Source organism: Actinosynnema sp. NPDC091369 (assembly GCF_044757065.1).
Classification (GTDB): domain Bacteria; phylum Actinomycetota; class Actinomycetes; order Mycobacteriales; family Pseudonocardiaceae; genus Actinosynnema.
In genome coordinates this window covers 46,678-72,605 of record NZ_JBIVUG010000009.1, presented here as the reverse complement: position 1 = coordinate 72,605, position 25,928 = coordinate 46,678, and the positions used below count along the sequence as shown (strand labels likewise).

The window sequence follows — 25,928 nt, the reverse complement described above, 5'->3', positions numbered from 1 at the left end:
CGTTCGACGAATTCGCGTATTCCGGGTTCAGCGGAAATCCCGGGATCGGGACGGGATTCGCAGGTCCAACTGCTGCAACCGCTCCGCGCGAACGCTGATCACGCCTTCCGCCGACTCCACCACCCCTCTGATCAACAACGCCGGGCTGGTCCGCGCGATCTTGCGGTACCGCGCCCACAAGCCGGTGGTGCAGACGACGTTGACCATCCCGGTCTCGTCCTCGATGTTGAGGAACGTGACCCCGCCCGCGGTGCCGGGGCGCTGGCGGTGGGTCACCGCACCGCCGATCAGCACCCTGGTGCCGTTGGGCACCTCGGCCAACCCCGCGGTCGGCACGGCGCCGAGCGCGGTCAGCCGCTCGCGGACGAACTCGGTCGGGAAGCTGTCCGGGGACAGCCCCATCGCCCACACGTCCGCCACCGCCAGCTCGACCTCGTCCATCCCGGGCAGCGCGGGCGCCTCGGTGCCGACCGCGGTGCCGGGCAGCCGGTCGGGCCGGATCCTCGCCACGGCTCCCGCCGACCACAGCGCCGCCCGCCGGTCCAGCCCGAAGCACCCGAACGCGCCCGCCGTCGCCATGGCCTCCACCTGCGCGGTGGTCAGGCGGACCCGCGCGCCGAAGTCCGCCATGTCCCGGAACGGACCGCCGCCCGACTCCCGCCGCGCGACGACCTCTTCGGCGACCTGCTGCCCGATGGTCCGGATGCCGCCCAACCCGATGCGCACGGCCTGCTCACCGTCCACCCGTTCGAGGGTGGCGTGCGCGAGGCTCGCGTTCACGTCGGGGCCGAGCACCCGCACGCCGTGCCGGCGGGCGTCCGCGACCAGCGACTGGGGCGAGTAGAAGCCCATGGGCTGGGCCCGCAGCAGCGCCGCGCAGAACGCGGCCGGGTGGTACAGCTTGAACCACGCGCTGACGAACACGAGGTGCGCGAAGCTGAGCGCGTGGCTCTCGGGGAAGCCGAAGTTGGCGAACGCCAGCAGCTTCGCGTAGATGCTCTCGGCCAGCTCGGGCCCGATGCCGTTGGCCTTCGCGCCCTCGTAGAAGCGCTCGCGGAGGCGTTCCATGCGGTGCGTCGAGCGCTTCGCGCCCATGGCGCGCCGCAGCTCGTCGGCCTCGGCGGGGCTGAAGTCGGCCACGTCGACGGCGATCTGCATGAGCTGCTCCTGGAACAGCGGCACGCCGAGGGTCTTCTTGAGCGCGCCCTCCAGCAGGGGGTGGTCGTAGTCCCACTGCTCCTTGCCGTTGCGGCGGCGGATGTAGGGGTGCACCGAGCCGCCCTGGATCGGGCCGGGTCGGATCAGCGCGACCTCCACCACCAGGTCGTAGAACGTGCGGGGCTTGAGCCTGGGCAGGGTCGCCATCTGGGCGCGACTCTCCACCTGGAACACGCCCACCGAGTCGGCGCGCTGGAGCATCTCGTAGACGCGCTGGTCCTCCAGGTCGAGGTCGCCGATGTCGACCTCGACGCCCTCGTGCTCGCGCACCAGGTCGATGGCGTAGTGCAGCGCCGAGAGCATGCCCAGCCCGAGCAGGTCGAACTTGACCAACCCGATGGAGGCGCAATCGTCCTTGTCCCACTGCAGCACCGTGCGGTCGGTCATCCGGCCCTTCTCCACCGGGCACACCTCGCTGACCGGGCGGTCGCAGATGACCATGCCGCCGGAGTGGATGCCGAGGTGCCGGGGGAAGTTCTCCAGCTCGGCGGCCAGCTCCAGCACCGGGCCGGGGATGCCGCTCTCCTCCACCGTCGACCGCAGCGGCCCCCAGCGGTCGATCTGCTTGCTCCACGCGTCCTGCTGGCCGGGCGAGTAGCCGAGCGCCCGCGCCACGTCCCGGATCGCCGACCGGCCGCGGTAGCTGATGACGTTCGCGACCTGCGCGGCGTGCCGTCGCCCGTACTTGCGGTAGACGTACTGGATGGCCTCCTCGCGGCGGTCGGACTCGATGTCGAGGTCGATGTCGGGCGGGCCGTCGCGGGCGGGCGCCAGGAACCGCTCGAAGAGCAGGTCGAAGCGGACCGCGTCGACGTTGGTGATGCCCAGGGCGTAGCAGACCGCGGAGTTCGCGGCCGAACCCCGGCCCTGGCAGAGGATGCCGTTGCGCCGGCAGAACGAGACGATGTCGTGCACGACGAGGAAGTAGCCGGGGAAGTTCAGCTCCTCGATGATCTTCAACTCGTGCTCGACCTGCTGGTACGCCCTGGGGTTCTCGCCGATCGACCGGTACCGGCGGGCCGCGCCCTCGTAGGTCAGCTCGCGCAGGTAGCTGTTCTCGTCGTGCCCCGGCGGCACGTCGAACGGCGGCAGTTGCGGGGCGATCAGCCTGAGGTCGAACTGGCACTGCAAGCCGAGCACGGCCGAGCGGTGCACCGCGCCGGGGAACCGGGCGAACCGCCGGGCCATCTCCTCCCCCGACCGCAGGCACGCCGTGCGGCCGGGCGGCAGCCAGCCCGCCATCTCGTCCAGGCTGCGCCGCGCCCGCACCGCCGCCATCGCCGCCGCCAATCGACCGCGCGCGGGCACGGCGTAGTGCGCGGCGTTCGTCGCCACGGTCGGCAGCCCCAGGTCGTGGGCCATGCCCCAGAGCAGGTCGTTGCGCGGGCCGTCCTCGGGGTAGCCGTGGTCGGTCAGCTCCACGAACACCCGGTCCGCCCCGTACAGGTCGACCAGCCGGCGCAGCTGCGCGAACGCCGCCTCCGGTCCCTCCCGCGCCAACGCCCGGCGCACCGCGCCCTTGCGGCAGCCGGTGAGCACGACGCAGTCGTCCCGGGTGTCGGCGACGACCTCCTCCAGCCGGTACGCGGGCCGCCCCTTCTCGCTGCCGTCCGCGAGCTGACCGGTGGTGATCGTGCGGCACAGCGCGTGGTAGCCGTCGCGGTTGGTGGCCAGCAGGAGCAGGTGCTCGCCTTCCGGGTCGGGCACGCCGTTCTGCGGCGCGGACAGACCGAGGCTCAGCTCCGTGCCGAACACGGTGCGCACGCCGAGCTCCTTGGCGGCCTCGGCGAACCGCACCACGCCGTACATGCCGTCGTGGTCGGTCAGCGCCAACCCGTCCAGCCCGAGCTGCTGCGCCGCCTCCACCAGCTCCTCCGGGTGGCTCGCGCCGTCGAGGAAGCTGAAGTTGGAGTGGCAGTGCAGCTCGACGTACGGCACGCGGGCTCGGGTCGAGCCGAGCTCGTCCACCTTGACCGCGAAGTCGGGCGGCGCTTCGTAGCGCTCGCGGCGGTGCGTCCACGCCGGGCTGTCGCCGCCGTCGGGGGCGGGTGGCTTCCCCGACAGCGCGCGTTCCAGCTCCGACCACCGGACCGGCGGGTTGTTCCAACCCATCAGCGCGCGTCGTCTGGTGCTCGCCGGGGCGCCGGGATCACCTGTTCCGGAGCGGGCGGCGGCAGTTGCGCCGGGAGCCAGCCGAAGCTCACCACGTAGGCCGGTCCGCCGCTCCGGTCCGGCACGTCGCGCTGCTCAGGCACGTCGCGCTGCTCAGGCACGTCATGCCGGTCCGGCACGGCGCAGGCGGCCAGCCACTCGGCCAACCCACGGCGATCCCACCCATGGTGGTCCCACTCGGAAAAGTCACCGCTCATCAGTCGTACACCCCTTCCACCGCCCACTTGCCACCCGCGCGGATCAGCAGGAACGCCTGCTCCTCGCCGTCCGCGGCGGTTCCCAGCACTTGCAGCCGAGCGCCGCGCATCGCGTTCTCCGCGTCCCACCAGCGCTCGTCCACCGGCCACGGCCCGGACCACGCCACGACCTGCCGCACCCGGCCGCCGTGCACGATCCGGTGCGGGCGCACGACCAGCTCGGCGTAGCCGGTGACCACGACGTCCGCGCCCGAGGAGTCCAGCAGCGCGGCCGGTTCGGGTTCGGCGAACACCGTCGCGGGCGACGGCGCGGGCAGCTGCCCCGGCCACGGCTGGTCCGGGTCCGCCGCCGGGACGCGTTCGTCGCCCCACGGCACCAGCCGCACCCGTTCGACCGGTCCACGTCCACCGCCGAGCACGGGCGTGAGCACGGCGTCCGGCCCGAGCAGGCCCTGGACGTGCACCATCGCGCGCGCCGCCCGTTCGGCCGCCTCACCCTGGTCCTGGCCCGCGCCCGGCCACAGGCCCAGTTGCAGCGCGGTGGCGTCGACCACCTCCTCGGGGTCCAGGCGCAGCAGGTGGATGCCGGAGGTGGGGCCGGTCCGGGAGAAGCCGGCCCGGGAGAAGCCGGCCCGGGAGAAGCGGGCACGGGTGAGCCAGCCGTCGAGCTGCCAGCGGACGCGGTCCGCGATGCCCTGCGGGGTGAGCGGCTCGGCGCAGCGCCACACCCGGTGCAGCTCCTCGCCGTTCTCGGTGGTGGCGCGGATGCCCAGGCGCGTGCAGGCCAGGCCGCGGGCGGCGAGGCCCGCGTGCAGGCGTTCGGCGAGGCCCTTGGCCGCGAACGCCGCCGCGTCGACCCGGTCGACCGGCGGGTCGAGGTCGCGGGTGACCGACAGCTCGGGTGGCGGGCGGCGGCGCGACCGGGGCCGTTCCTCCAGCCCGGCGGCCAGCCGGTGGGCCAGCACGGCGGCGCGGCCGAAGCGGGTGGCGACGTCCCGCTCGGGCACGGCGGCGAACGCCCCCAGGGTGCGCAGGCCGAGGCGGCGCAGCAGGTCGACCAGCGCGGCGCGGTCCTGGCGGCGTTCGGCGGGTTGGTCGAGCTCGTGGATGCCCAGCGGCGCGAGGAACTCGCGGGTCCGGCCGGGCGGCACGACCAGGCCGCGGTGCGCGGCCAGGGTCGCCGCGAACAGCCCGTCGGCGAACCCGACCTGCGCCTCGACCCCGGCGTGCACCGCGACGTGGTCGACCAGGCGCTCGGCGGCCGCCTCGGCGGACTTGAAGTACCCGACGGGCCCTCGGGCCGCGACGACCACGAGCCCCGGCCGGACCACCTCGATCCCGGGCGCGAGCTCCTCCACCGCCGCCGCGACCGGTTCGAAGAGCCGGGCGTCGCGCACTTCGTCGTACTCGAAGACGGCCAGCTCGGGGCACTGCCCCTGGGCCGCCCGCCGCCTCATCCCGCGCCGCACCCCTTCGGCACGGGCGACCGCCGAACAGGCGACGACCTCGTTCGCCCGGACGACGGCAGCGGGCAGGTGCGGCGGCAACGAGACCTCGGCGGAGGCCGCCACCACCGGCCAGTCGGGGCACCAGACGGCAAGCGTGTGCAGGGGGTTCACCTTCTTCGAGGGGACGTCCACGGCTCACCCCGCTTCGACGGGGGTCGGGAACGCCCGGCGGGTCGCGGCGGGCACGGACGAGTCGGCCGGAGGGCAGGCGGGGACGCTGCTCGGCGAACGGGCGGCGGCCAGGCCGGCACCGGGCGAGCCGGTGCCCGGCGAACCGACGGCCACCAGCCCAACGGCCGCCGCGCCGGCGACGGACGAACCGCTCGACGCACCGGCCGCAGCCGAACCGGCAGCCGGCGAGCCGATCGCCGCCGAACCAGCAACCGACAAGCCGGCACTCAGCCCACCGGCGGGTGGCATACCGCTGCTCGGCGAACCGGCAGCAGCCAGGCCGGCGCTCGGCGGGTGGGCAGCCGGCAGGTCCGTGATCGGTGGGGGTCCGCCGGTGGCGGGTACGGGGGCCAGGGTGGGACGCCGGGTCGGCGCGTCGGAGTTCCCGGGCAGCACCACGGTGGTCCGGCGGGGTCTGGCGGCGGCTCCTCGGCCGGTCGCCTGCACGGTGACGGTCCGGGAGGACAGCAGGCCGTGACCGGTGGACAGGCCCGTCCACCGGCCGGAGGTCGCGGTCAGCTCCACGTCCGAGCCGGGCCACGGCACGGCGAACGGCAGCAGGACCGCCTTGCGGTTCCGGGCCCTCGCGGAGAGCTTGCGCGAGGTCGCCGGGGTGACCGGGGTGGCCAGGGCCACCAGGTCGAAGCCGTCCAGCAGGGCGGCCACGGTCTTCTCGACCTCGCCCTGGTCCCGGCCAGGTCGGGGGACCAGGGCGAGTCGATGGACGGCCACGCCCAACTCGGCCGCCGCGAGTGCCCCACACCCCGGCAGGCCGACCACGGCCGCCCAGCATCCTTCTGCCGTCGCCGCGGCCATCAGCGCGAGCAGCAACGATGTCGACCCTCGCACCGACACCGTGCTGCCCCGCCGCAGGCCGCCCCACGGGAGGAGCCCTGCCAGTTCCCCGCGAACCGGCAGGGCCCGAGCCGGTGCCGTGGTCAGCTCGCCCGCCGCGCCTACCCCGAGCGCGGTCAGCGTCGCCGTTGCCGACCTGGACACCCGCCCTCCTCCCACTGATCCGCGCGCACCCCTGTGCGCGGATCGCCGTGGGAAGTTCGGCGACCTGCCTGTCGAACACCTGTTCGAACGACAGGGTGATCTTAGCGCGAAGCGACCACCCGCTGTCAATGCCGGCGGTGTCCCCGATCGGGTGGCCGGCAGACTGCTCCGCGCGCACCGACCGCACCACGGGGGGAACCGTGAACGCACCTCAGCACCCGCAACACGCACAACAACCGCAGCAGTGGCCCCACCAGCAGCCGCCCGGCCACCAGCCCGGCTACGGCCCGCCACCGGGCTTCCCGCAGCCGCCCGCCGGCTACGGCCCACCGCGCAAGAAGCGCACCGGGCTGGTCGTCGGCATCGTCATCGGCGTCGTCGTGCTCGTCCTGGCCGGCGTGGTCGGCTCGATGTACCTCAACTACATCGACGAGCCCGGCGGCGGCCCCGGCGCGGAACCGATCGCCCAGTGCGCGCTCAGCGACACACTGAAGGCGCAGGCGCACGTGAGCAGCTTCCGCCTCATCCAGGCGCCGACCGACGCCAAGAAGGGCATGAAGCAGACCCACTGCGCGTGGGAGCAGACCAAGGGCAAGGACGGCCGCGACACGCGCCGCCTCAGCTTCCTCGTCTACGACTTCACCACGTTCTCCGACAAGCAGGACCGCAACCTCGACCAGGCGCACGACAACTACACGAGCTTCATGTCGTACGGCACCGGCGACCAGGCCAAGACCCTCGACCTCGGCGACGAGTCGATGGTCTTCATCCCGTCCTCGCCGACCGACCTCACCGAGGTCAAGCTGCTGGTCCGCAAGGGCACCGTGGTGTGGAACATCAGCTACATGGGCCACGACAAGGGCTTCTTCACCGACTCCGGCTTCCCGGTCGAGGACGCCGAGGCGGTGGCCGTCGCAGCGGCCGAGGAACTGATCTCCCGGTAACGCCGGAGGGGGCTCCCCGCACCCGGCGAAGAGCCCCCTCCGACCACCCTGCGCCTAGTGCGCGAAGTGCCGCGTGCCGGTCAGGTACACGGTCGCGCCGGCCGCCTCGGCCGCCGCGATCACCTCCGCGTCACGCACCGACCCGCCGGGCTGCACGACCGCGCGCACACCGGCCTCCAGCAGCACCTCCAGCCCGTCCGGGAACGGGAAGAACGCGTCCGACGCGGCCACCGAACCCCGGGCCCGGTCACCGGCCCGCGCCACCGCCAGCCGAGCCGCGTCGACCCGGTTGACCTGGCCCATGCCCGCGCCGACGGTCGCGCCGCCGGACGCGAGCAGGATCGCGTTCGACTTCACCGCCCGGCACGCGCGCCACGCGAACGCCAGGTCGGCCAGGCCGTCCTCGTCCAACGGCGTGCCGCACGCCAACGTCCACTTGGCCGGGTCGTCGCCCTCGGCCTCGATGGTGTCCGAGGTCTGCAACAGCAACCCGCCGGACACGGCGCGCATCTCCACGCCACCGCGCTCGGGCGCCGGCGCGACCAGGATGCGGATGTTCTTCTTGCGCGTGAGCACGTCCACCGCGCCATCGGCGTACGAGGGCGCGATGATCACCTCGGTGAAGATCTCCGCCACCTGCTCGGCCATCTCCACGGTCACCTCGCGGTTGGCCGCGATCACGCCGCCGAACGCGCTCACCGGGTCGCACGCGTGCGCGTTGCGGTGCGCCTCGGCGATCGCGCCCGGACCGTCCACCCGGGACACCGCGATGCCGCACGGGTTGGCGTGCTTGATGATCGCCACGCACGGCAGCTCGTGGTCCCACGCCGCGCGCCACGCCGCGTCGGCGTCCACGAAGTTGTTGTAGGACATCTCCTTGCCGTGCAGCTGCTCGGCCGTCGCCAGCCCGGGACGCCCGTCGCCCTGCGTGTACAGCGCGGCCCGCTGGTGCGGGTTCTCGCCGTAGCGCAGCACCTGCTTGCGGTTCCACGTCGCGCCGACCCAGCCGGGGAAGCCGGAGCCCTCGTCGTCCGGTGCGACGACACCGCTCAGCCACGACGCCACGGCCACGTCGTAGGACGCGGTGTGCCGGAACGCGTCCACGGCCAGCCCCTGCCGCTCGGCCAGCGTGAAGCCGCCGGCCTCGACCTGCTCCAGCACCCACGAGTACCGCGACGGGTCCACGACGACGGCGACGCTGGCGTGGTTCTTCGCCGACGCGCGCACCATGGCCGGCCCGCCGATGTCGATCTGCTCCACGCACTCGTCGGCGGACGCGCCCGACGCCACGGTCTGGCTGAACGGGTACAGGTTCACCACGAGCAGGTCGAACGGCTCGATGCCCAGCTCGCGCAGCTTCGCCACGTGCTCTTCGCGCCGGGTGTCGGCGAGCAGGCCCGCGTGCACGCCGGGGTGCAGCGTCTTCACCCGGCCGTCCAGCGCCTCCGGGAACCCGGTGACCTGCTCGACCGGCGTCACCGGCACGCCCGCGTCGGCCAGCGCGCGCGCCGTGCCGCCGGTGGAGACGATCTCGACTCCGGCCGCGTGCAGGCCGGTGGCCAGTTCCAGCAGCCCCGACTTGTCGGAAACCCCGATCAGGGCCCGGCGAACCGGTCGCCTCTCGGCAGGAGTGGTCACGGGATGCTCACCTTTCGTCCGTTCACGGTGCAGCCCTCGCGGGCCAGGCGGGCGACCACGTCGACCAGCAGTCGCCGCTCCACCACCTTGATGCGCTCGTGCAGGCTTTCGACGTCGTCGTCATCGGCGACGACGACCGCCTCCTGGGCCAGGATCGGCCCGGTGTCCACACCGCCGTCCACGAGGTGCACGGTCGCGCCGGTCACCTTCACGCCGTAGTCGACGGCGTCGCGGACGCCGTGCGCGCCGGGGAAGGCGGGCAGCAGCGCGGGGTGCGTGTTGACCATCCGGCCGCCGAAGCGGGCCAGGAAGGCGGGTCCGAGGATCTTCATGAACCCGGCGGAGACCACCAGGTCGGGCTCGTGCGCCTCGACGGCGTCGGCCAGCGCAGCGTCCCACGCGTCGCGGTCGGCGTGGTCGCGCAGCTTCACCGCGAAGGTGGGGACGCCGGCGCGCTCGGCGCGGCTGAGACCTTCGATGCCGTCGCGGTCCGCGCCGACGGCGACCACCTCGACCGGGTATCCGGGGTCGGCCGCCGCGTCCAGCAACGCCTGCATCAGGGTGCCGGAACCGGAGACGAGGACGACGACCCTGGCGGGGACGGGAAGCCGGAGTGTGGTCGCGGCGCTCAGCGTGCTCTCCTTGCTGGGGACTGTCACAGCAGCTCAAGAGCAGCCTAGGCGTTGCCTAGCGGGGCTTGTCGGCCAGGTCCTCCGGGTCGGCCTCGTCACCCTCGTCGGCGTCGCTCTCGTCGGCGGAGTCGGCGTCACCCTCGTCGGCGGAGTCGGAGTCCTCGACCAACTCCTCTTCGAGGTCGTCGTACTCGTCGAGGTCGTGGTCGAACTCCTCGTCGTCCTCTTCCCCGTCGTCGCCCTCGTCCTCTTCCTCGTCGAACTCCTCTTCAAGCTCCTCTTCGAGCTCTTCGGCTTCCTCGTCGTACTCGGCTTCGTCGTCGTAGTCCTCGTAGTCCTCTTCGTCGTAGTCCTCTTCGCCCACGACGACCTCCGGCTCCGGCTCGGCCGCCACCACGCGCGGCGGCCTCGGTCCGGCGAACCAGGCCACCACCGCGCCCGGCACGGCCACCCAGCCGAACGCGAGCACGGCCAGCAGCCCGGCCGGGATGGTGACCGGGTCGAACGCGCCGCCGCCCAGCGCGCCACCCGCGACCGCCGCCAGCACCAGCGTGCCGACGCCCACCGTGACCGCCGCGACCAGCACCGCGCGCACCCGCGCCCGGGGCGTCTCGGCCGCGGTCCGCAGCGAGAACCCGACCAGCACGCCGACCACGCCCGGCAGCACGAGCACCAGCGGCAGGTAGCCCGCCTGCTGCTCGGGCAGCGCGGCCAGCAGCGGCACGGCGGGCACGGGGCCGCCGACGAACTCCAGCGGGCTCACCACCACCGAGCCGATCGAGAACCCCGAGCCCACCACGTACGACAGCGCGCCGACCACCGCGTTCGGCAGGTACGCCAGGCACAGCAGCCAGATGCCCAGGCCGGTGCCGATGGTGCCGCCGGTCTGGTCGAACAACGACGCCGTGGTGGACCACGAGAACGCCAGCCCCAGCGCCAGCACCAGCGCGCCCGCCGCCGCCAGCGCGAACAGCGCCGACGCGCCCGCGCGCAGCCCGCGCCGCGCCACCGGGTCGACCCGCTCGAACACGACCTCGACCAGGCCGCAGCGCTGCGCGACACCCGCGACCGCCGCCACCCCGGACACCACCGCGCACCCGAAGAACGCCACCGCGGGCGTGGCCCGCACCGGGCCGTCGTCACCCATCAGGAACGCGATCAGCCCACCCACCACGGCGTGCGCGCCCGCGATGCTGAACACCACCGACCGGGCCTGCAACGGCTCGAACAGCCCCAACCGGTCCGCCGCGGCGGCCGCCGCCCGGTACACCAGCAGCATCACCAGCGCGGTCGGCAGCAGCGGCAGCAGGCCGAGCTGCCCGCCGTCGAAGCGCAGCGGCACGTGGTGGGCGACCAGCCAGCCCGGCGCGGCGGCGGTGAGCACGCCGGTCGTGGAGAACGACGCGTGCGCGGCCGTCGAGGAGATCAGCGCGAGCAGCGCCGCCACCCCGGCGTAGCCGATGACCACCGAGCCGGCTGCGGTCATCGCGAGCACGCGCAGCCGTTCGGCGCGGGAGAACTCGGGCGGGCGGACGGAGTCCGTCACGACGCCGTGCGAGGTCGTTTGCTGCACCGACATCCTCCCACTGTCCCAGTAGCGGTGAGCCGTTCGGGCGAGACGCGCCGGACACGCGAAGAGGGGTGGCGCCGGATCACCGGCGCCACCCCTCCCACGACGTGCTCAGCCCTGCTGCGGGCCGCCGAACCCGCCGGGCGGCGTGCCCTGGCCCGGCTGCTGGCCGGGCTGGCCGAACTGCCCCGGCTGCGGCATGTAGGACGTCGGCTGCGGCTGGTTGGGCTGCTGGCCCTGCGGCGGCGGCGGCGCCTGCTGGCCGAACTGGCCGGACGGCGGGCCGAACTGCTGCGGCTGCTGGCCCTGCTGCGGGAACGCGCCCGAGTGCGGGTTCCAGCCACCCGGCTGGCCGTAGACGTTCGCGGTCTTCGGCTGGAGCTTCACGATGCCGGTCTCCAGCAGCAGGCTCAGCACGACCGCCGCGGTCAGCAGCAGCGACACGATGAGCAGCACGATCTGCATGCCCTGGACGTCGGCCTCGGTGGTGATCAGGCCCTGGAGCAGCCCCAGCGTGGGGATCAGCGCGAACGGCACGGCGGCGTACAGCAGGCCCTTGGGCGCCTGCGGCAGCACGGACAGGCCGGCGAGCGTGCCCGCGGCGTACAGGTACTCCGAGGACGGCACGTCGTCGGCGAACGCGAGCAGGAACGCGATCAGCGCCAGACCGGCCGCGACCAGCGGAAGGATGAGGTTCAGGTTCACACCCACCGCCGGCTGCGCCGGACCCGGCGGCTGCTGAGGGGCGCCGTACGGCTGGGACATGATGCGGTCTCCTCCAACTGCGGAACTGATCTCGGGTCGACAGAACGCTAGCCGATGCACACTCTCCGACGACGACCGGACTCCCGTGGTTCCCCCCAATGTGCGCATTGACTGGTCCGCAAGCGCACAGAGGGCCACCTCCCGGAGGAGGTGACCCTCGGCGCAGTGCCCGAACGGACCAGCGTCAGCCGATCGACTGCATGATCTCCCGCATGATGGCGGCCGTCTCGCTCGGCGTCTTGCCGACCTTGACGCCCGCCGCCTCCAGGGCTTCCTTCTTCGCCTGCGCGGTGCCGGCCGAGCCGGACACGATCGCGCCCGCGTGGCCCATCGTCTTGCCCTCGGGCGCGGTGAAGCCCGCCACGTAGCCGACGACCGGCTTGGTGACGTTGTCCTTGATGTAGGCCGCGGCCCGCTCCTCGGCGTCGCCGCCGATCTCGCCGATCATCACGATCGCCGCGGTGTCCGGGTCGGCCTCGAAGGCCGCCAGCGCGTCGATGTGGGTGGTGCCGATGATCGGGTCGCCGCCGATGCCGATGGCGGTGGAGAAGCCGAAGTCCCGCAGCTCGTACATCATCTGGTAGGTCAGCGTGCCCGACTTCGACACCAGGCCGATCTTGCCGGCGCCGGAGATGTTGGCCGGGATGATGCCCGCGTTGGACTGCCCGGGGCTGATCAGACCGGGGCAGTTCGGCCCGATGATCCGGGTCTTGTTGCCGGTGGCCACGGCGTGCGCCCAGAACGCGGCGGTGTCGTGCACCGGGATGCCCTCGGTGATCACGACGGCCAGGCCGATGCCCGCGTCGACCGCCTCGATCACGGCCGCCTTGGCGAACGCCGGCGGCACGAAGATCACGGTCACGTCGGCGCCGGTGGCCTCCATGGCCTCGGCCACGGTGCCGAACACCGGCAGCACGGTGCCGTCGAAGTCGACCTTCTCGCCGGCCTTGCGCGGGTTCACGCCGCCGACGATGGTCGTGCCGGAGGCCAGCATCCGCTTGGTGTGCTTGGTGCCCTCGGCGCCGGTCATGCCCTGGACGATGACCTTGCTGTCCTTGGTGATGAAGATAGCCATCGTCAGACCCCCGCAGCCGCGAGCTCGGCGGCCTTGTCGGCCGCGTTGTCCATAGTGTCCACCACGGTGACCAGCGGGTGGTTGGCCTCGGCGAGGATCCGGCGGCCCTCCTCCACGTTGTTGCCGTCGAGGCGGACCACGAGCGGCTTCTTGGCCTCGTCGCCCAGGATGCCCAGCGCGGCCACGATGCCGTTGGCGACCGCGTCGCACGCGGTGATGCCGCCGAAGACGTTCACGAAGACCGAACGCACGTCGGGGTCGTGCAGGATGATGTCCAGGCCGTTGGCCATGACCTCGGCCGACGCGCCGCCGCCGATGTCGAGGAAGTTCGCGGGCTTGACGCCGTTGTGCTTCTCGCCCGCGTACGCCACCACGTCGAGGGTGGACATCACGAGACCGGCGCCGTTGCCGATGATGCCGACCTGGCCGTCCAGCTTGACGTAGTTGAGGCCCTTGGCCTTGGCCTTGGCCTCCAGCGGGTCCTCGGCCTGCTTGTCCACCAGCGCCTCGTGGGCGGGGTGGCGGAACGAGGCGTTCTCGTCGAGGGTGACCTTGCCGTCGAGGGCGACGATCTTGCCCTCGGGGTCGCGGACCAGCGGGTTGACCTCGACCAGCGTGGCGTCCTCGGAGACGAAGGTGTCCCAGAGCTTCACGATGACGTCGGCGACCTGGTCGGCCACCTCGGCCGGGAACTTCGCGGCGGCCACGATCTCGTCGGCCTTGGCGCGGTCGACGCCCTTGATCGCGTCCACGGGCACCTTGGCCAGGGCCTCGGGCTTGGTCGCGGCGACCTCTTCGATGTCCATGCCGCCCTCGACGCTGGCCATGGCCAGGAAGGTGCGGTTGGCGCGGTCGAGGAGGAAGGAGAAGTAGTACTCCTCGGCGATGTCGGACGCGGGGGTCACCAGCACGCGGTGCACGATGTGACCCTTGATGTCCAGGCCGAGGATCGCCTCGGCCTTGGCCTCGGTCTCGTCCGGGTTCTCGGCGAGCTTGACGCCACCCGCCTTGCCACGGCCGCCGGTCTTGACCTGGGCCTTGACCACGACGGTCTGCCCGAAGCGCTCGGCGATGGCCTTGGCCTCGGCGGGGGTGGTCGCCACGTCGCCCGGAAGTACCGGGACGTCGTGGGCGGCGAAGAGGTCCTTCGCCTGGTACTCGTACAGGTCCACTCGGGTCTCCTGCGACGTCGGTGTTGGTCACCGCGTCATGTCGTGCGGTCCTCTGAGGTCCGGCGCTCCAGGCTGGAGCCTGGTGCCCACACGTACCAGGCATCACCTGGAACGCCGGCACAGCCGTGGGGGACCGGCTCGACGCGGCTTCGCAAGACACTATCGACCAGCCCGGACTCCGCCGCACCCCACGCCCGTGAAGTCGGTCATAGAGGTGGTGAGGTCGATCACCACACCGATTCAGCGGGCCGTCCGCAGCGCGCCCGCGACGATGAACGCGACGGTCGCGGCGGCGGCCAGCCAGAGCCCCGGACCGGGCGCGGCCTCGGCGGCTCGGGCGGCGGTGAGCGGGTACTCCCAGGCGCGGACGGCCGTCACGACCGCCGCGCCGAGCAGCAGCGCCGCACCCCGGCCGGGCCGGGCCCGGAGCGCGACGACCCCGGCGACCAGCACCGCGAGCAGCGCCACGAGGAGGCCGAACGAGCCGACCCGCAGCCCGAACGCCCCGATCGGCACGTAGTCCGGCGCCCGCAGCACGGGCAGGGCGAACGCGCCGAGCGCGAGCAGCACCGCGATCAGGGTGGCGGCGACCAGCGGCAGCGCGGGCTCGGTGGTGCTCGTGCCCACCTCGTCCCGCTCGACCGCACCGGCCAGGGCGGCGGTGGCGGCGGCGGCCGCGGCGGCGACGACCGAGCCCGCGGTGAACCACACGCCGACGCCGGGCTGCACGACGTCGACCTTGGTCGCGGTGAAGACGGCGTCGAGCGCGACCGCGGCGCCCAGCGGGACGGTGGCGGTGACGACGGTGAACGCGGGCCGGACGGCGGCCTTGGCCAGCAGCGCGGCGGCGAGCACGCCGGTGGCGACGGCGGCGGGCCACAGCAGGCGCGCCGCGTAGTCGGCGGGCGGCGGGAAGCCGTCGGGCAGGACGAGGTGGTCGGTGGAGGCGCCGACGGCCGCCGTCGCGGCGGCGACCAGGCCCAGCACGGCCGCGATGACGTGCAGCCGGCGCGCGCCCGGCAGCTCGACGTCGTGCTCCGCGGTGTCCTCGTCCTTGACGGCGCGCTGCGGCCAGGCCAGCGCGCCGGCGGCGGCCAGGGCCAGGAACGGGCCGACCGCCGGGTCGACGCCGTCGACCGCGAAGGCCGTGACGACGGGCGGCAGCGCGACGGCGACCAGGACGGCGGCGAGGCCGAGCAGCCCGCCCTTGCGCGCTTCGTGGGTGGTGGCGCTGGCGGCGAGGACGGCGAGCGCGGGCGCGGCCAGGGTGAGCACGAGGCCGCCGAGCATCGGCAGCGTCGGCGAGTCGAACGTGCCGTGCACGGGGATGAGCGCGTCGGTCGAGGTGAACGGCGCGGTGAACAGGCCGAGGCCCGCGAGGGTGCCGGCCGTGGCGGGCAGCACGAAGCTCGCCCGCTCGCTGCGCACGTCCGGTTCCGCGCCGAGGGTGGCCAGCGCGCCCGCGACGACGAGCAGGACGTGCCCGGCCAGCAGCAGCCACAGGCCCGCCGCCGGGGCGGGCGGCTCCAGGCTGGTCAGCCGGACCAGCTCGGGCCGGGCCGCGTCGACGGGGTCGACCAGCAGCTGGAGGTCGTCGAGCAGGCGGCCCACCGCGAACACCGCGGGCGCGACCAGGGCCGCGGCGGCGGTGAGCACCTGGCCGCGGGCCAGGAACAGCGCGGCCAGGGCGGTGGGCAGCAGGGCGAGCGGCGCGAGCAGCGGCCAGGAGGTGAAGGCGGGCGGCGCGGAGCCGTCGACCACACCGACAGCCGGGGCCACCGCGGTGAGCAACGCGCCCGCCGCGGCCACCCCCACCGCCGTCCGGAGTCTCGCGGGGGCCGTGGAGACCGGTTCAGCGGTTCGGATCACCGGTCGGACGCTAGCAAAACCGGGCGACCGGCGACGGACGGCCGGTCACGGTTGTGAACGCCGGCCGTCGGGTAGTCCCGGTTGGTGGGGGCATCACTTACTTTCACCCCTGTGGGTGACGCGGTGCGGCGGCTCGTGGGGTCGTGGGCGGACCGCGTCGGCGCCGGCGTGGACGCCGGGCGGGCCGTGGCGGGCGAGGCCCTGGAGCTCGCGGGCGGCGTGCTGCGGGCCGCCGCTTCACCCGGAGGTGTGCGCGGTGTCGCCGTCGAGGCCGCCTGGCTGGCCGCCCGCACCGTCCTCTACCCCTGGGGTGTCCTGGAAGAACAGGTGAAGCCGGACGGCCACCTCCGCGCCTACCGCACCGACCGCCTGCCGCCCCGGCAGCGGGGCCTGGTGGTTTCGTCGATGGAAGCGGCGGGCACCCCGATCGTGTTGGTGCACGGCATCGGGGACAACCGGTCCGCCTTCGCAGTGCTTTCGGGGGCGCTGCGGAGGCGTGGCTTCGGAGTGGTGCACGCGGTGAACTACAGCGTGCTGACCGCGTTGACGGGGGACGTCCGGCGGTCGGCGGCGCTGCTCGGGGAGCACGTCGAGCGGATCTGCGCGGAGACCGGGTCCGACCGGGTGCACGTGGTGGGCCACTCGCTGGGCGGCCTGATCGCGCGTTATTACGTGCAGCGCCTGGGGGGCGACGCCCGCGTCCGCACGCTCGTGACGCTGGGGACCCCGCACCGGGGCACGATGACCGCCTACCTGCTGTCCACCTCGCTGACCAGGCAGTTGAGGCCCGGCTCGGACCTGCTGTCCGAATTGGCCGAACCGTCCCGACCGTGCCGCACCAGGTTCGTCGTCGTGTGGAGCGAGATGGACCAGGTGGTCGTGCCCCAGCGGAACGCCCGGTTGGAGCACCCCTCGTTGGTCGTCGAGGAGCACCGGATACGTGATTCAGGTCACCTTTCGCTCCCGGTCGACACGCGCACGCTTCACCTCGTTGTGACCGCCATCACGCGTCCGGATGACAACCTGGATCACCCCATCGTGCCTGCACGCGCCGTGTTTACCGCCGGCGATCATGACCCTGCGTGACGGGTCATACGCGGGGATGTCCCACTGACCGCTAAACGGTCATCTTCACCTTCGGGGATTGCCCTTAGGGGCTCCGCGCCGTTATCTTCCCCCGGTCCGTTGTCACGGTCTGGTCACAAGCAGGACGACGAGTCGGTACCCCGACCGGCTCAACCGGGATCCCCCGCCCGGTAGTCCGACCGGACTCCCCGAAGACGGAAGGCCAGGTTTTGTCTCAACACCGCTCCCCCGGCGGCCATACGAGTTCTGCTGTGCTCGAAGAAGCGGTAGACCGCGCTTCGACGCGCACGGTGAGCACGCACCGGCTCCCGCCCCCGCCCTCGGCGCTGCGCGGACGGATCGTGGTCGCCGCGGTCGCCGTCGGCGCCTTCGCCGCCGCAGGCGCAGGGCAGACGCTCCACGCGCTCGGCTCCGACTCGCCGTCCCAGGCCGACGAGGTCACCCCGCTCGCGAACGCCGCCGCCGACGGCGCCGCCGCGTTCGGCGTCGGCGGCACCGGCCCCGCCTCCCCGCAGGTCCTGCCCGTCGCCAAGACGGTCGACCCGGCGGCCGAGGCGCAGAAGCTCGTCAAGAGCCAGCACATCACCGAGACCCGCGAGGCCGAAGAGGCTGAAGCGCGTCGCCCCAAGTTCGCCCGCCCCGCCGCCGGTGACTTCACGTCCGGGTACGGCGGTCGCTGGGGCGAGATGCACTACGGCATCGACATCGCGGGCCCCATCGGCACGCCGATCCTGTCCGCCGCGGATGGTGTCGTGATCGAGGCCGGTCCCGCAAGCGGTTTTGGCCTGTGGGTCAAGGTCGAGCACGCCGACGGCTCCGTGACCGTCTACGGCCACGTGGACACCTACTCGGTGCGCAAGGGTCAGCGGGTCCTGGCGGGCGAGCAGATCGCGCGCATGGGCAACCGCGGCTTCTCCACCGGCCCGCACCTGCACTTCGAGGTCTGGAACCCGGAGGGCAAGAAGATCAACCCGCTGAGCTGGCTGAACTCCAAGGGCATCAGCGTCTGAGCCGATCGGGCTCGATCACAAGCGCAAAAGGAGGGGCCGGGCTGCTGAGCAGCCCGGCCCCTCCACTGTGTGGAACCGCCCCCCGGAGGTGATCCCCTCTCGCGGTCACCGCCCCCGACGCGGCTCCCGCACCTGCTGCACCCCCGTGCAACCCCCTGCCGCCGGCGGGCTCCCCCCGGCCGGTTCACCCCGAATGACCCGGCCTTCCCGCTTGTGACACCTCTAGAGACGCACGGACCCGATTCGGGTTGCGCGGGAATTCCGGCCACGTTCAGGTGAACACCGGTCGACCCCAGAGGTCGACCGGGCACACCTATATGTACGTAGGACGGCGAACTACGGCTGAGCGCGCCTAGAGCTTCACGAGGGGCACGCCGCCGATGAGCATCAGCCGCACGGTCCCCGCGCCGCCGAAGTCGATCGTGGCGGTCGCGCGGGGCCCTGAGCCGTCCACGGCCACCACGCGACCGAGCCCGTACTTGTCGTGGCTCACCCGGTCGCCCACGTCCAGCTTCAGCGCGGGCGTGTCCTTCCAGCCCGCGTTCGTCGGCGCCGGGCGCGACGGGCCCGAACCGCGGCTCCACGACGTCGGCGCGGACGGCGCGGTGCGCCTGGGCTCCACCCGCCGCCAGTCGAGCAGGTCGGCCGGGATCTCGTCCAGGAACCGCGACGCCGGGTTGGCCGACGGCTGGCCCCACGCCGAGCGCACCAGCGCCCGCGACAGGTACAGCCGCTTCTGGGCGCGCGTGATGCCCACGTACGCCAGGCGGCGCTCCTCGGCCAGCTCCGTCGGGTCGCCCAGGGCCCGCATGTGCGGGAAGACGCCGTCCTCCCAGCCGGTGCAGAACACGACCGGGTACTCCAGGCCCTTGGCGGTGTGCAGCGTCATCAGCGTGACCACGCCGTCGGACTCCGCGTCCGGCACCGAGTCGGCGTCCGCGACCAGCGACACCCGCTCCAGGAACGCGGCCAGCGAGCCCTCGGCGGGGAGGTCCGCGGAATCAGGGGCCACTGCCTCGTCCGGCGTGCCGGTGTTCAGGTCGGTGAACTCGCGGGCCACCGTGACCAGCTCGTTCAGGTTCTCGACCCGGGTGTGGTCCTGCGGGTCCTCGCTGGCCTCCAGCTCGGCCCGGTAGGCGGTCTTCTCCAGCACCGCCTCCAGGACGTCGGCCACGTCGTCGCCGCGCTCGACCAGCTGCCCCAGCTCGTCCATCATCTCGACGAACCCGGCGATCGCGTTGCGCGAGCGCGGGTTGAGCAGCGGCACCTTGCCGGTCACCGCGTCGCGCAGCGCCGCCGCGAAGCCGATCCGCTCGCGCTCGGCGTACATCGACACGCACGCCTCCGCGCGCTCGCCGATGCCGCGCTTGGGCACGTTGAGGATGCGCCGCAGCGACACCGTGTCGTCGGGGTTGGACAGCGCCCGCAGGTAGGCCAGGGCGTCGCGCACCTCGCGCCGCTCGTAGAACCGGACGCCGCCGACCACCCGGTAGGGCAGGCCGAGGCGGATGAAGATCTCCTCGAACACGCGCGACTGGTTGTTGGTGCGGTAGAACACGGCGATCTCGCCGTTGTTCGCCTCGCCGGTGTCGACCAGGCGGTCGATCTCGTTGGCGACGAACTGGGCCTCGTCGTGCTCGTTGTCCGCGACGTAGCCGACGATCTTCTCGCCGTCGCCCAGGTCGCTCCACAGCCGCTTGTCCCGGCGGTTCGGGTTGCGCGAGATGACCGCGTTGGCCGCGGTCAGGATGGTCTGGGTGGACCGGTAGTTCTGCTCCAGCAGGATCGTGGTGGCCTGCGGGTAGTCCCGCTCGAACTCCACGATGTTGCGGATCGTCGCGCCGCGGAAGGCGTAGATCGACTGGTCGGCGTCGCCCACCACGCACAGCTCGCCCGGCGGCACGCCGTCCGCGCCGGTCCCGATCAGCTCGCGGACCAGCGTGTACTGGGCGTGGTTGGTGTCCTGGTACTCGTCGACCAGCACGTGCCGGAACCGGCGGTGGTAGTGCTCGGCCACGTCCGGGTGGTTCTGCAGCAGCTCGACGGTCCGCATGATCAGGTCGTCGAAGTCCAGCGAGTTCGAGTCGCCGAGCCGGCGCTGGTAGCTCTCGTAGACCTCGGCGACGCGGCGCTCCAGGTCGTTGGTCGCGCGCTCCTTGGCGGTGGCCGCGTCGACCAGCTCGTTCTTCAGGTTCGAGATGTGGATCGCCAGCGTGCGCGCCGGGTAGCGCTTGGGGTCCAGGTCGAGGTCGCGCGCCACCAGCGTGATGAGCCGGCGGGTGTCGTCGGAGTCGTAGATGGAGAAGTTCGACGACATGCCGAGCGTCTTGGCCTCGCGGCGCATGACCCGCACGCACATCGAGTGGAACGTGGACACCCACATCGAGCGGGCCCGCGCGCCGACCAGGTCGGCGACGCGCTCCTTCATCTCGGCGGCGGCCTTGTTGGTGAAGGTGATCGCCATGACCTCGCCGGGGTGCACGTTCCGCTCGGCGAGCAGGTAGGCGATCCGACGGGTGAGCACGCGCGTCTTGCCCGAGCCCGCACCCGCGACGACCAGCAGCGGGGCGCCCGAGTGCTCGACGGCCCGACGCTGGGACGGGTTGAGGTCTTCGAGCAGCCGCCCAGAGGGGGAACCGCTCGACCGGGGGGCAGGGGGACTTGCGGGCAAGTCGAACAAGGCGCTCATCGCCTGTCCACGTTACCGGGTGCCACCGACAGCCCGCGGCTGTGGCATGATGAGCGGGTGCGCATGGCCCACTTCGAGTTTTTTTACGGGAACCGGACTCCGGCTCCCGTGGACCGCTAGCGCCGACAAAGCCACCACGAAGCCCCGGAGTCCTCGGACCCCGGGGCTTCGCTGCTGCCAGGGCTGGGACTCCAACCAGAGTCGAGAGGTCGTCACGATGAACAGCACCGAAACCGCTCACGACACCGAAACCGCCCAGGACATCGACGCGCTGCGCCAGGAGATCGACCACCTGGACGCGGAGCTGCTGCGGCTGGTCAAGCGACGGGTCGAGGTCTCCAAGATCATCGGCGCGGCGCGGATGGCCGCCGGCGGCACGCGGATCGTGCACAACCGGGAGATCGACGTGATCAACCGGTACAAGGAGCTCGGCCCGGACGGCCGCGACCTGGCCATGATCCTGCTCAAGCTGGGCCGCGGCCACCTCGGTCGGTGAGCCCCACCGGCGAGGTCGACCCCCGGGCGGCCGAGCCCTCGGCGCCGGGGGCGGCGAAGTCCCACGCGGTGAGCGCCGACCTGGCCCTCGCCAGGTCGGCGTCCACCAGCTGGGTGTCGTCCGGCACGTAGGCCAGCGGGTCGTCCAGCAGGTCCACGCCGACCAGGCCCTCCACCAGGGCGTGCAGGCACAGCGCCGCGTAGCCGCGCAGGTAGCCGCCCTCCTGCGTGAGCACGGTCGGCAGGCCGAGGCCGGACACCGCACGGCCGATGTCCCGGTACCCGGCGGCGGTGAGGTTGTGCCTGCCGTTCGGGTCGAACGCCGACCCGTCGAACCCCGACGCGCACACCAGGAAGTCCGCGCCGAACTCGGCCAGCGCCGGGAACGCGACCTCCGCGAGCGCCCGCCGGTACGCCTCGTCACCCGCGCCCAGCGACAGCTCGACGTTGATGTTCGAGGCGTCCGACTCGGCGGGCGCGCCGGTCTGCGGGTGGTTCGCGCCCCACGGCCCGTGCCGCATGTGCACGGACACCGTGAGCACGTCCGGGGTGTCGCGGAACACCTCCTGCGTGCCGTTGCCGTGGTGCACGTCCCAGTCCAGGACGGCGACCCGGCGACCCGCCCGCCGGGCCGTCTCGGCGACCAGCGCGGCGTTGTTGACCAGGCAGTACCCGTCCGCCGCGGTCGGCTGGGCGTGGTGGCCGGGCGGGCGGATCAGGGCGTACGCCAGGCGCGTGCGGCCGGCCGCGACCGCCTCGTAGGCCGCGAGCGAGGTGCCCGCGGCGGCGCGGATCGCGTCCCACGATCCGGGGCCGACGACGGTGTTCACCTCGACCGCGGTGCGCTCCCGGCACGCGGCGCGCAGCTCGGCCAGGTAGGACGGCGCGTGCACGCGGGCCAGCTCCTCGTCGTCGGCGAACCGGCCGGTCGACCACGACAGGTGCGGCGCGACCGGGCCGTGGCGCAGCGCGTGCCGGAACGTGCGCAGCCGCGCCGCGTTCTCCGGGTGCGGTTCGGGCGCGTCGAGCCACTCCCACCGGCCGGGCAGCTCCCACAGCCCCTCGCCGGTGTCGTGCTCGAGGCAGGCGTCGTGCCAGAAGACCTCCACCCGGGGTGGATATCAGGGCGATCACGGATGGTCCAGCGGGTTTGGGCGCGGGCACACTGGTGCCATGGTCATCGGTCTCATCACGGGCCTCATCGCGATCCTGGGTGTGCTCGCCGCGCTGGCGCACGACGGGTACCTCGCGATGCTCGGTTCCGCCGCCAAGTCCAAGCGCGCCGCGGGCGCGCCCATCGCCCAGTACGTGCGCAGCCGGTGGACCCTCGCCGGGGTGACGACGATCATCGCGCTGGTCGGTCTGCTGATCACCTCGGGCGCGAGCGTCTCGGGCGACATCATCGGCGCGCTCGTCGCGGGCGGCGCCGGCCTGGCCGCCACCAACGCGCTCCAGGGCACGAGGAAGAAGCTGAACAGCGGGAGCTGAGGGATTCACTCTTACGTGTGTCGATCAGCCCCACAAGGCTGATCTGCGCAGCTCTACGTGCACCCGGCACCTACCCTGAGGTAGCGGCGGGGTCCTCGGCGTCCCACCCCCAATTCCCCGCGCCACCGGTCAGCACACCAGGTGAGTTCGACCCATCAGGGTGAAAAACCGCGAGGGCCGTCAGGCCGGGGGGCGGGAGGGGTCTGCACAGCATGGACATCGGGGAACCGGAACGGTCGGGTCGGCATCGGCTGGAGGACGGGGCGGCGATCTGGCTGCCCATGGGCGGGGAGCTGGACCACACCCCCCTCGAACGCGCGCCGGCGCGACCGGCGCCGCCCCCGCCACCACCGGACCCGCTGGTCGACACCGACGCGATGGGTCTGCGCAAGTTCAACATCGGGCTCGTGCCCGCGTCCGTGACGCCGCCCCGGACGTGGCGGTTCGCCGCCTGGTTCGCCGTGCTGTCGTCGGCGGGCGTGCTGGTCGGCCTGGCCGTCGCGGCGGCCAGCCTGGTCGGCACGAACGGCCCGACCGAGCGCATCGGGCTGCCCGGCTACCCCACCGACGTGCCGCTGCTGAGCGGCTTCCCCACCACCCCGCCCCCGCCGCCACCGCCGTCGACGGCGCGCCGCCAGCCCGCCGAGGCCCTGGCGAACGGCCTGGTGCCCGCGAGCGGCGAGCGCGCCGCGCCCGGCTCCGGCGCGGACCGCACCGGAGCCGCGCCGGGCCCCGACACGTCCGCGCACGTCACCACCGTGCCCGCGGGCGCGCAGCCGATCGTGGACCCGGAGACCATCGCGGAGAACACCGAGCTGTTCTACGAGGGGGTCGCGGTGAACTCCGACAGCGCGCTGACGCTGGTGTCCGACACGTTCCGGCTCGCCGGCGAGGTGCTGCTGGCGGAGGAGTTCGCCGACGTGTCGCTGATCGAGGTGCGCGAGATCACCGTGGACGCGGTCCGGGGCATCACGGTGAGCACGCTGGAGGTGACCCGCAAGGACGGGTCCAGGAGCACGGAGAGGCGCGAGCTGGTGTTCACCACCGGCGGCGCGCCGCTGATCGACGGTGAACGGCGGGCCGCCGGGGCCTGAACCCGCACCCCGGGTGGGCGTCGTTCCGTAGTCCTTCGCCCGTTCGAGCTACGGCGATCGACCACTGGTCGCCACGAACGAGTGAACTCCCCCGCTGAGCTGGCTTCTCGCAGGTCCACCACGGTACGAGTTTCGGCGACGACACGACCGAGGGAGTCGCCAGTGCAGCGCCCTACGACGAGCGGTCGCAGGCACAACCGCGCGGGTTCGGTCACGGTGGCGGAGCTGATCAGGAAGCAGCCCGCGTCGGTGCGGACCCGGCCCCGCGAGCAGCCCACCACCCGCGGTCCGGCCGCCGAGCCGCAGCCGGTGCCGGGCGACCCGGTGCCGTCCGCCCGACGACCCGTCCGCGCGGCGAAGCTCGCCGGCGTGGCCACCGGGGCGATCGTGCTGCTGGCCTCGATCGCGGCGGCCTCGGTGCTGGCGGGCAACCGCTCCGGCGGCCCCGCCCAGCCGCGGGTGGAGCCGCCCGGGTCGATCACCGGCTCGTCCGCGCTGCGGCCCGACCTGCTGTCGGCCGAACTGGGCGGCGGGCGGCCCGAACGCGTGCCGGTCGCGGCCCTGCAGGCCGCGCCGCCGAACGACGTGCCGCCGGAGTCGCCGGTGATGGTGCCGCCGCCGCAGGTGAGCGTCGGGCCGCAGCCGCAGGTCGACATCGTGCGGCGGTTCTTCGAGCTGCTGCCCGCCAAGCCCGCGGAGGCGTCCCGGCTGCTGTCGCCGGAGCTGCTCGGCGGCAGCGCGCGGGACTTCGTCGAGTCGTGGGGTCACGTGCAGGCGATCACGATCGAGTCGACCTCGCTGCGGCCGGACGGCGCGGTGCTCGCGGTGGTGTCGATGCAGGAGCGCACCGGCCGGTGGCTGCGCGTCGAGCAGCTTTTCCGGTTGACCGACACGAGCGTCCCGCGCATCGTGGCCACCGAGATCCTATCGGCCCAACAACGCTGACTCTCCGTAGTGATCAAGCACGAACTGTTCACCCAGCGTTCAGAAGACCCCTGATCCCGTAGGAAACTTCACTCAAAGGGGTTACGAAGACGGTCACGATTCGGTATCCATGGTCCCGGTCAGTAGCGCAACGCACTCCCGGGAAAGGTGTCCATCGGTGTCGAACGACGACAAACGCCGTCGGCAGGATGGCTCGACGGCCAAGCTGTCGGTGGCCGACCTGCTCGCCAGGCGCGAGGCGGAGACGCAGCCGATCCCGCGGATCACCGCCGGCAGCCGGCCGAACGCCGATCGGGCCGCCGACCGGATCGCTCCCGGCGCCCGGGCCACCGAGCACACCGACGACGAGGAGACCGTGCGCTTCTCGGCCGCCGCCCTCGCGGCGGGTGCGACCAACCTCTCGGGTCGCGAGCTGCACGTCACCGAGTTGCTGCGCCGCGAGGGGCGCGCCGGTGAGGAGGAGCGCGGCGGGTTCTCCGTGCCGAAGCTCGTCGCGATGGCGGGCGGCGGCGTGGTGCTCGCCGGCACCGTCGCGTTCACCGCGACCAACTTGATGTCGTCCCCGGACGAGCGCCCGCTGGCGGAGGTGCGCTTCGACGCCCGCCCGGCGGCCCGCGCCACCAACACGCTCACCAAGGACCTCGGCGCCGCCGCCGCCCAGCAGCAGGCCCAGCAGGCGCAGGTCGAGACCACCACCACGACGCCCGAGCAGACGCCGGAGACGACGACCCAGCGCGCGCCGCGGCCCGTCACGCAGCAGCAGACGACCACCACCACCCAGCAGCAGGCGCAGCAGCAGACCCCGTCGAGCACGACGACGCAGCCGCCGAGCTCCAGCAGCCAGCAGACGACGACCCCGTCGCCGAGCACGAGCACCACGACGCCGCCGCCGCCGAGCAACAGCTCGCAGCCGCCGTCGTCCTCCACTCCGCCGTCGTCCTCCACTCCGCCGTCGTCCTCCACTCCGCCGTCCTCGTCCACCCCGAGCACCCCGCCGTCCGACGACGGCTCGGGCCTCGGCCTGGGCCTGGACCTCGACCTGGGCGGGATCCTGAACCCCCTCGGCGGGTTCGACTTCTTCGCCCCGGCCGGCTGACCCCCGCACCGGCGTCCACCCACCCCGCCGCCCGGCGTGCCCGAGCGGCGGGTGAGGGCTGTCCGTCCCCCTCTAGCGGATCATCCGAACGGGTG

21 protein-coding genes are annotated in these 25,928 nt (G+C 73.1%); 8 read left to right on the top strand and 13 right to left on the bottom strand.

All coding sequences use genetic code 11. From position 1 onward, the window contains the following. Positions 1-27: 27 nt before the first annotated feature. The 4 genes from ACIQMJ_RS29125 to imuA' are packed head-to-tail and all read right to left on the bottom strand — an operon-like array spanning position 28 to position 6,265. Positions 28-3,330 (bottom strand): error-prone DNA polymerase, encoded by a 3,303-nt coding sequence (locus tag ACIQMJ_RS29125; protein ID WP_499764197.1) that lies wholly within the window; start codon positions 3,328-3,330, stop codon positions 28-30. Beyond that, positions 3,330-3,587, bottom strand: coding sequence for a hypothetical protein (locus tag ACIQMJ_RS29120; protein ID WP_499764196.1), 258 nt, complete (start codon positions 3,585-3,587; stop codon positions 3,330-3,332). Before ACIQMJ_RS29120 ends, ACIQMJ_RS29125 begins: the two co-directional genes overlap by 1 nt. Continuing rightward, positions 3,587-5,227 carry a DNA polymerase Y family protein gene (locus tag ACIQMJ_RS29115; RefSeq protein ID WP_499764195.1) on the bottom strand — a complete coding sequence of 547 codons (1,641 nt, stop codon included), beginning with the start codon at positions 5,225-5,227 and terminating at the stop codon, positions 3,587-3,589. Before ACIQMJ_RS29115 ends, ACIQMJ_RS29120 begins: the two co-directional genes overlap by 1 nt. A 3-nt stretch (positions 5,228-5,230) precedes the next feature. After that, positions 5,231-6,265 carry a DnaE2-dependent mutagenesis accessory factor ImuA' gene (imuA', locus tag ACIQMJ_RS29110; protein WP_499764194.1) on the bottom strand — a complete coding sequence of 345 codons (1,035 nt, stop codon included), beginning with the start codon at positions 6,263-6,265 and terminating at the stop codon, positions 5,231-5,233. Positions 6,266-6,465: 200 nt separating this feature from the next. Between imuA' and ACIQMJ_RS29105 the strand changes: the two genes are divergently transcribed. Next, positions 6,466-7,209, top strand: a complete 744-nt coding sequence (locus ACIQMJ_RS29105; RefSeq protein ID WP_499764193.1) for a hypothetical protein — start codon at positions 6,466-6,468, stop codon at positions 7,207-7,209. Between the two features lie 54 nt (positions 7,210-7,263). On the opposite strand, the gene purH is transcribed toward ACIQMJ_RS29105, so the two are convergent. From purH to ACIQMJ_RS29070, 7 genes are all read right to left on the bottom strand, one after another. Beyond that, positions 7,264-8,847 carry a bifunctional phosphoribosylaminoimidazolecarboxamide formyltransferase/IMP cyclohydrolase gene (gene purH, locus ACIQMJ_RS29100; protein WP_499764192.1) on the bottom strand — a complete coding sequence of 528 codons (1,584 nt, stop codon included), beginning with the start codon at positions 8,845-8,847 and terminating at the stop codon, positions 7,264-7,266. Beyond that, a complete protein-coding gene (purN, locus tag ACIQMJ_RS29095) occupies positions 8,844-9,479 on the bottom strand; it encodes a phosphoribosylglycinamide formyltransferase (protein ID WP_499764368.1) in 636 nt (211 codons plus the stop codon). Before purN ends, purH begins: the two co-directional genes overlap by 4 nt. 55 nt (positions 9,480-9,534) lie before the next feature. Beyond that, positions 9,535-11,058 (bottom strand): cell division protein PerM, encoded by a 1,524-nt coding sequence (locus ACIQMJ_RS29090; RefSeq protein ID WP_499764191.1) that lies wholly within the window; start codon positions 11,056-11,058, stop codon positions 9,535-9,537. Positions 11,059-11,160: 102 nt separating this feature from the next. Further along, the gene (locus ACIQMJ_RS29085; protein ID WP_499764190.1) at positions 11,161-11,814 is read right to left on the bottom strand and encodes a DUF5336 domain-containing protein; all 654 of its coding nucleotides are present in this window, start codon (positions 11,812-11,814) and stop codon (positions 11,161-11,163) included. Between the two features lie 184 nt (positions 11,815-11,998). Further along, positions 11,999-12,889, bottom strand: a complete 891-nt coding sequence (gene sucD, locus ACIQMJ_RS29080; RefSeq protein ID WP_499764189.1) for a succinate--CoA ligase subunit alpha — start codon at positions 12,887-12,889, stop codon at positions 11,999-12,001. Between the two features lie 2 nt (positions 12,890-12,891). Next, on the bottom strand, positions 12,892-14,061 hold the full coding sequence (gene sucC / locus ACIQMJ_RS29075; RefSeq protein ID WP_499764188.1) for an ADP-forming succinate--CoA ligase subunit beta: 1,170 nt from the start codon (positions 14,059-14,061) through the stop codon (positions 12,892-12,894). A 240-nt stretch (positions 14,062-14,301) separates the two neighbouring features. Further along, positions 14,302-15,930, bottom strand: a complete 1,629-nt coding sequence (locus ACIQMJ_RS29070) for a hypothetical protein (protein ID WP_499764187.1) — start codon at positions 15,928-15,930, stop codon at positions 14,302-14,304. A gap of 111 nt (positions 15,931-16,041) precedes the next feature. On the opposite strand from ACIQMJ_RS29070, the gene ACIQMJ_RS29065 reads away from it, so the two are divergent. Continuing rightward, entirely contained in the window at positions 16,042-17,016 is a 975-nt protein-coding gene (locus ACIQMJ_RS29065; protein ID WP_499764186.1) for an esterase/lipase family protein, read from the top strand. A 290-nt stretch (positions 17,017-17,306) separates the two neighbouring features. After that, positions 17,307-18,026, top strand: a complete 720-nt coding sequence (locus ACIQMJ_RS29060) for a M23 family metallopeptidase (RefSeq protein WP_499764185.1) — start codon at positions 17,307-17,309, stop codon at positions 18,024-18,026. 352 nt (positions 18,027-18,378) lie between these two features. Here the strand turns inward: ACIQMJ_RS29060 and pcrA are convergent, their stop codons facing one another. After that, positions 18,379-20,715 (bottom strand): DNA helicase PcrA, encoded by a 2,337-nt coding sequence (gene pcrA / locus ACIQMJ_RS29055; protein ID WP_499764184.1) that lies wholly within the window; start codon positions 20,713-20,715, stop codon positions 18,379-18,381. A gap of 217 nt (positions 20,716-20,932) precedes the next feature. Here pcrA and ACIQMJ_RS29050 point away from each other — a divergent pair, with 217 nt between their 5' ends. Continuing rightward, positions 20,933-21,211, top strand: a complete 279-nt coding sequence (locus ACIQMJ_RS29050) for a chorismate mutase (RefSeq protein ID WP_499764183.1) — start codon at positions 20,933-20,935, stop codon at positions 21,209-21,211. Here the strand turns inward: ACIQMJ_RS29050 and ACIQMJ_RS29045 are convergent. After that, positions 21,180-22,319 (bottom strand): arginase family protein, encoded by a 1,140-nt coding sequence (locus ACIQMJ_RS29045; protein ID WP_499764182.1) that lies wholly within the window; start codon positions 22,317-22,319, stop codon positions 21,180-21,182. The two genes, ACIQMJ_RS29050 and ACIQMJ_RS29045, sit on opposite strands and share 32 nt — an antisense overlap. Positions 22,320-22,383: 64 nt before the next feature. Here ACIQMJ_RS29045 and ACIQMJ_RS29040 point away from each other — a divergent pair, with 64 nt between their 5' ends. The 4 genes from ACIQMJ_RS29040 (at position 22,384) to ACIQMJ_RS29025 (ending at position 25,833) form a co-directional block, all read left to right on the top strand. Continuing rightward, complete coding sequence (locus ACIQMJ_RS29040; RefSeq protein ID WP_499764181.1) at positions 22,384-22,698, top strand: hypothetical protein; 315 nt, start codon at positions 22,384-22,386, stop codon at positions 22,696-22,698. Positions 22,699-22,910: 212 nt separating this feature from the next. Then, positions 22,911-23,792: a hypothetical protein gene (locus ACIQMJ_RS29035; protein WP_499764180.1), complete on the top strand. Its 882-nt coding sequence runs from the start codon at positions 22,911-22,913 to the stop codon at positions 23,790-23,792. A gap of 162 nt (positions 23,793-23,954) precedes the next feature. Further along, entirely contained in the window at positions 23,955-24,737 is a 783-nt protein-coding gene (locus ACIQMJ_RS29030) for a hypothetical protein (RefSeq protein ID WP_499764179.1), read from the top strand. A 157-nt stretch (positions 24,738-24,894) separates the two neighbouring features. Beyond that, positions 24,895-25,833 (top strand): hypothetical protein, encoded by a 939-nt coding sequence (locus ACIQMJ_RS29025; protein ID WP_499764178.1) that lies wholly within the window; start codon positions 24,895-24,897, stop codon positions 25,831-25,833. The last annotated feature ends 95 nt before the right edge of the window (positions 25,834-25,928 follow it).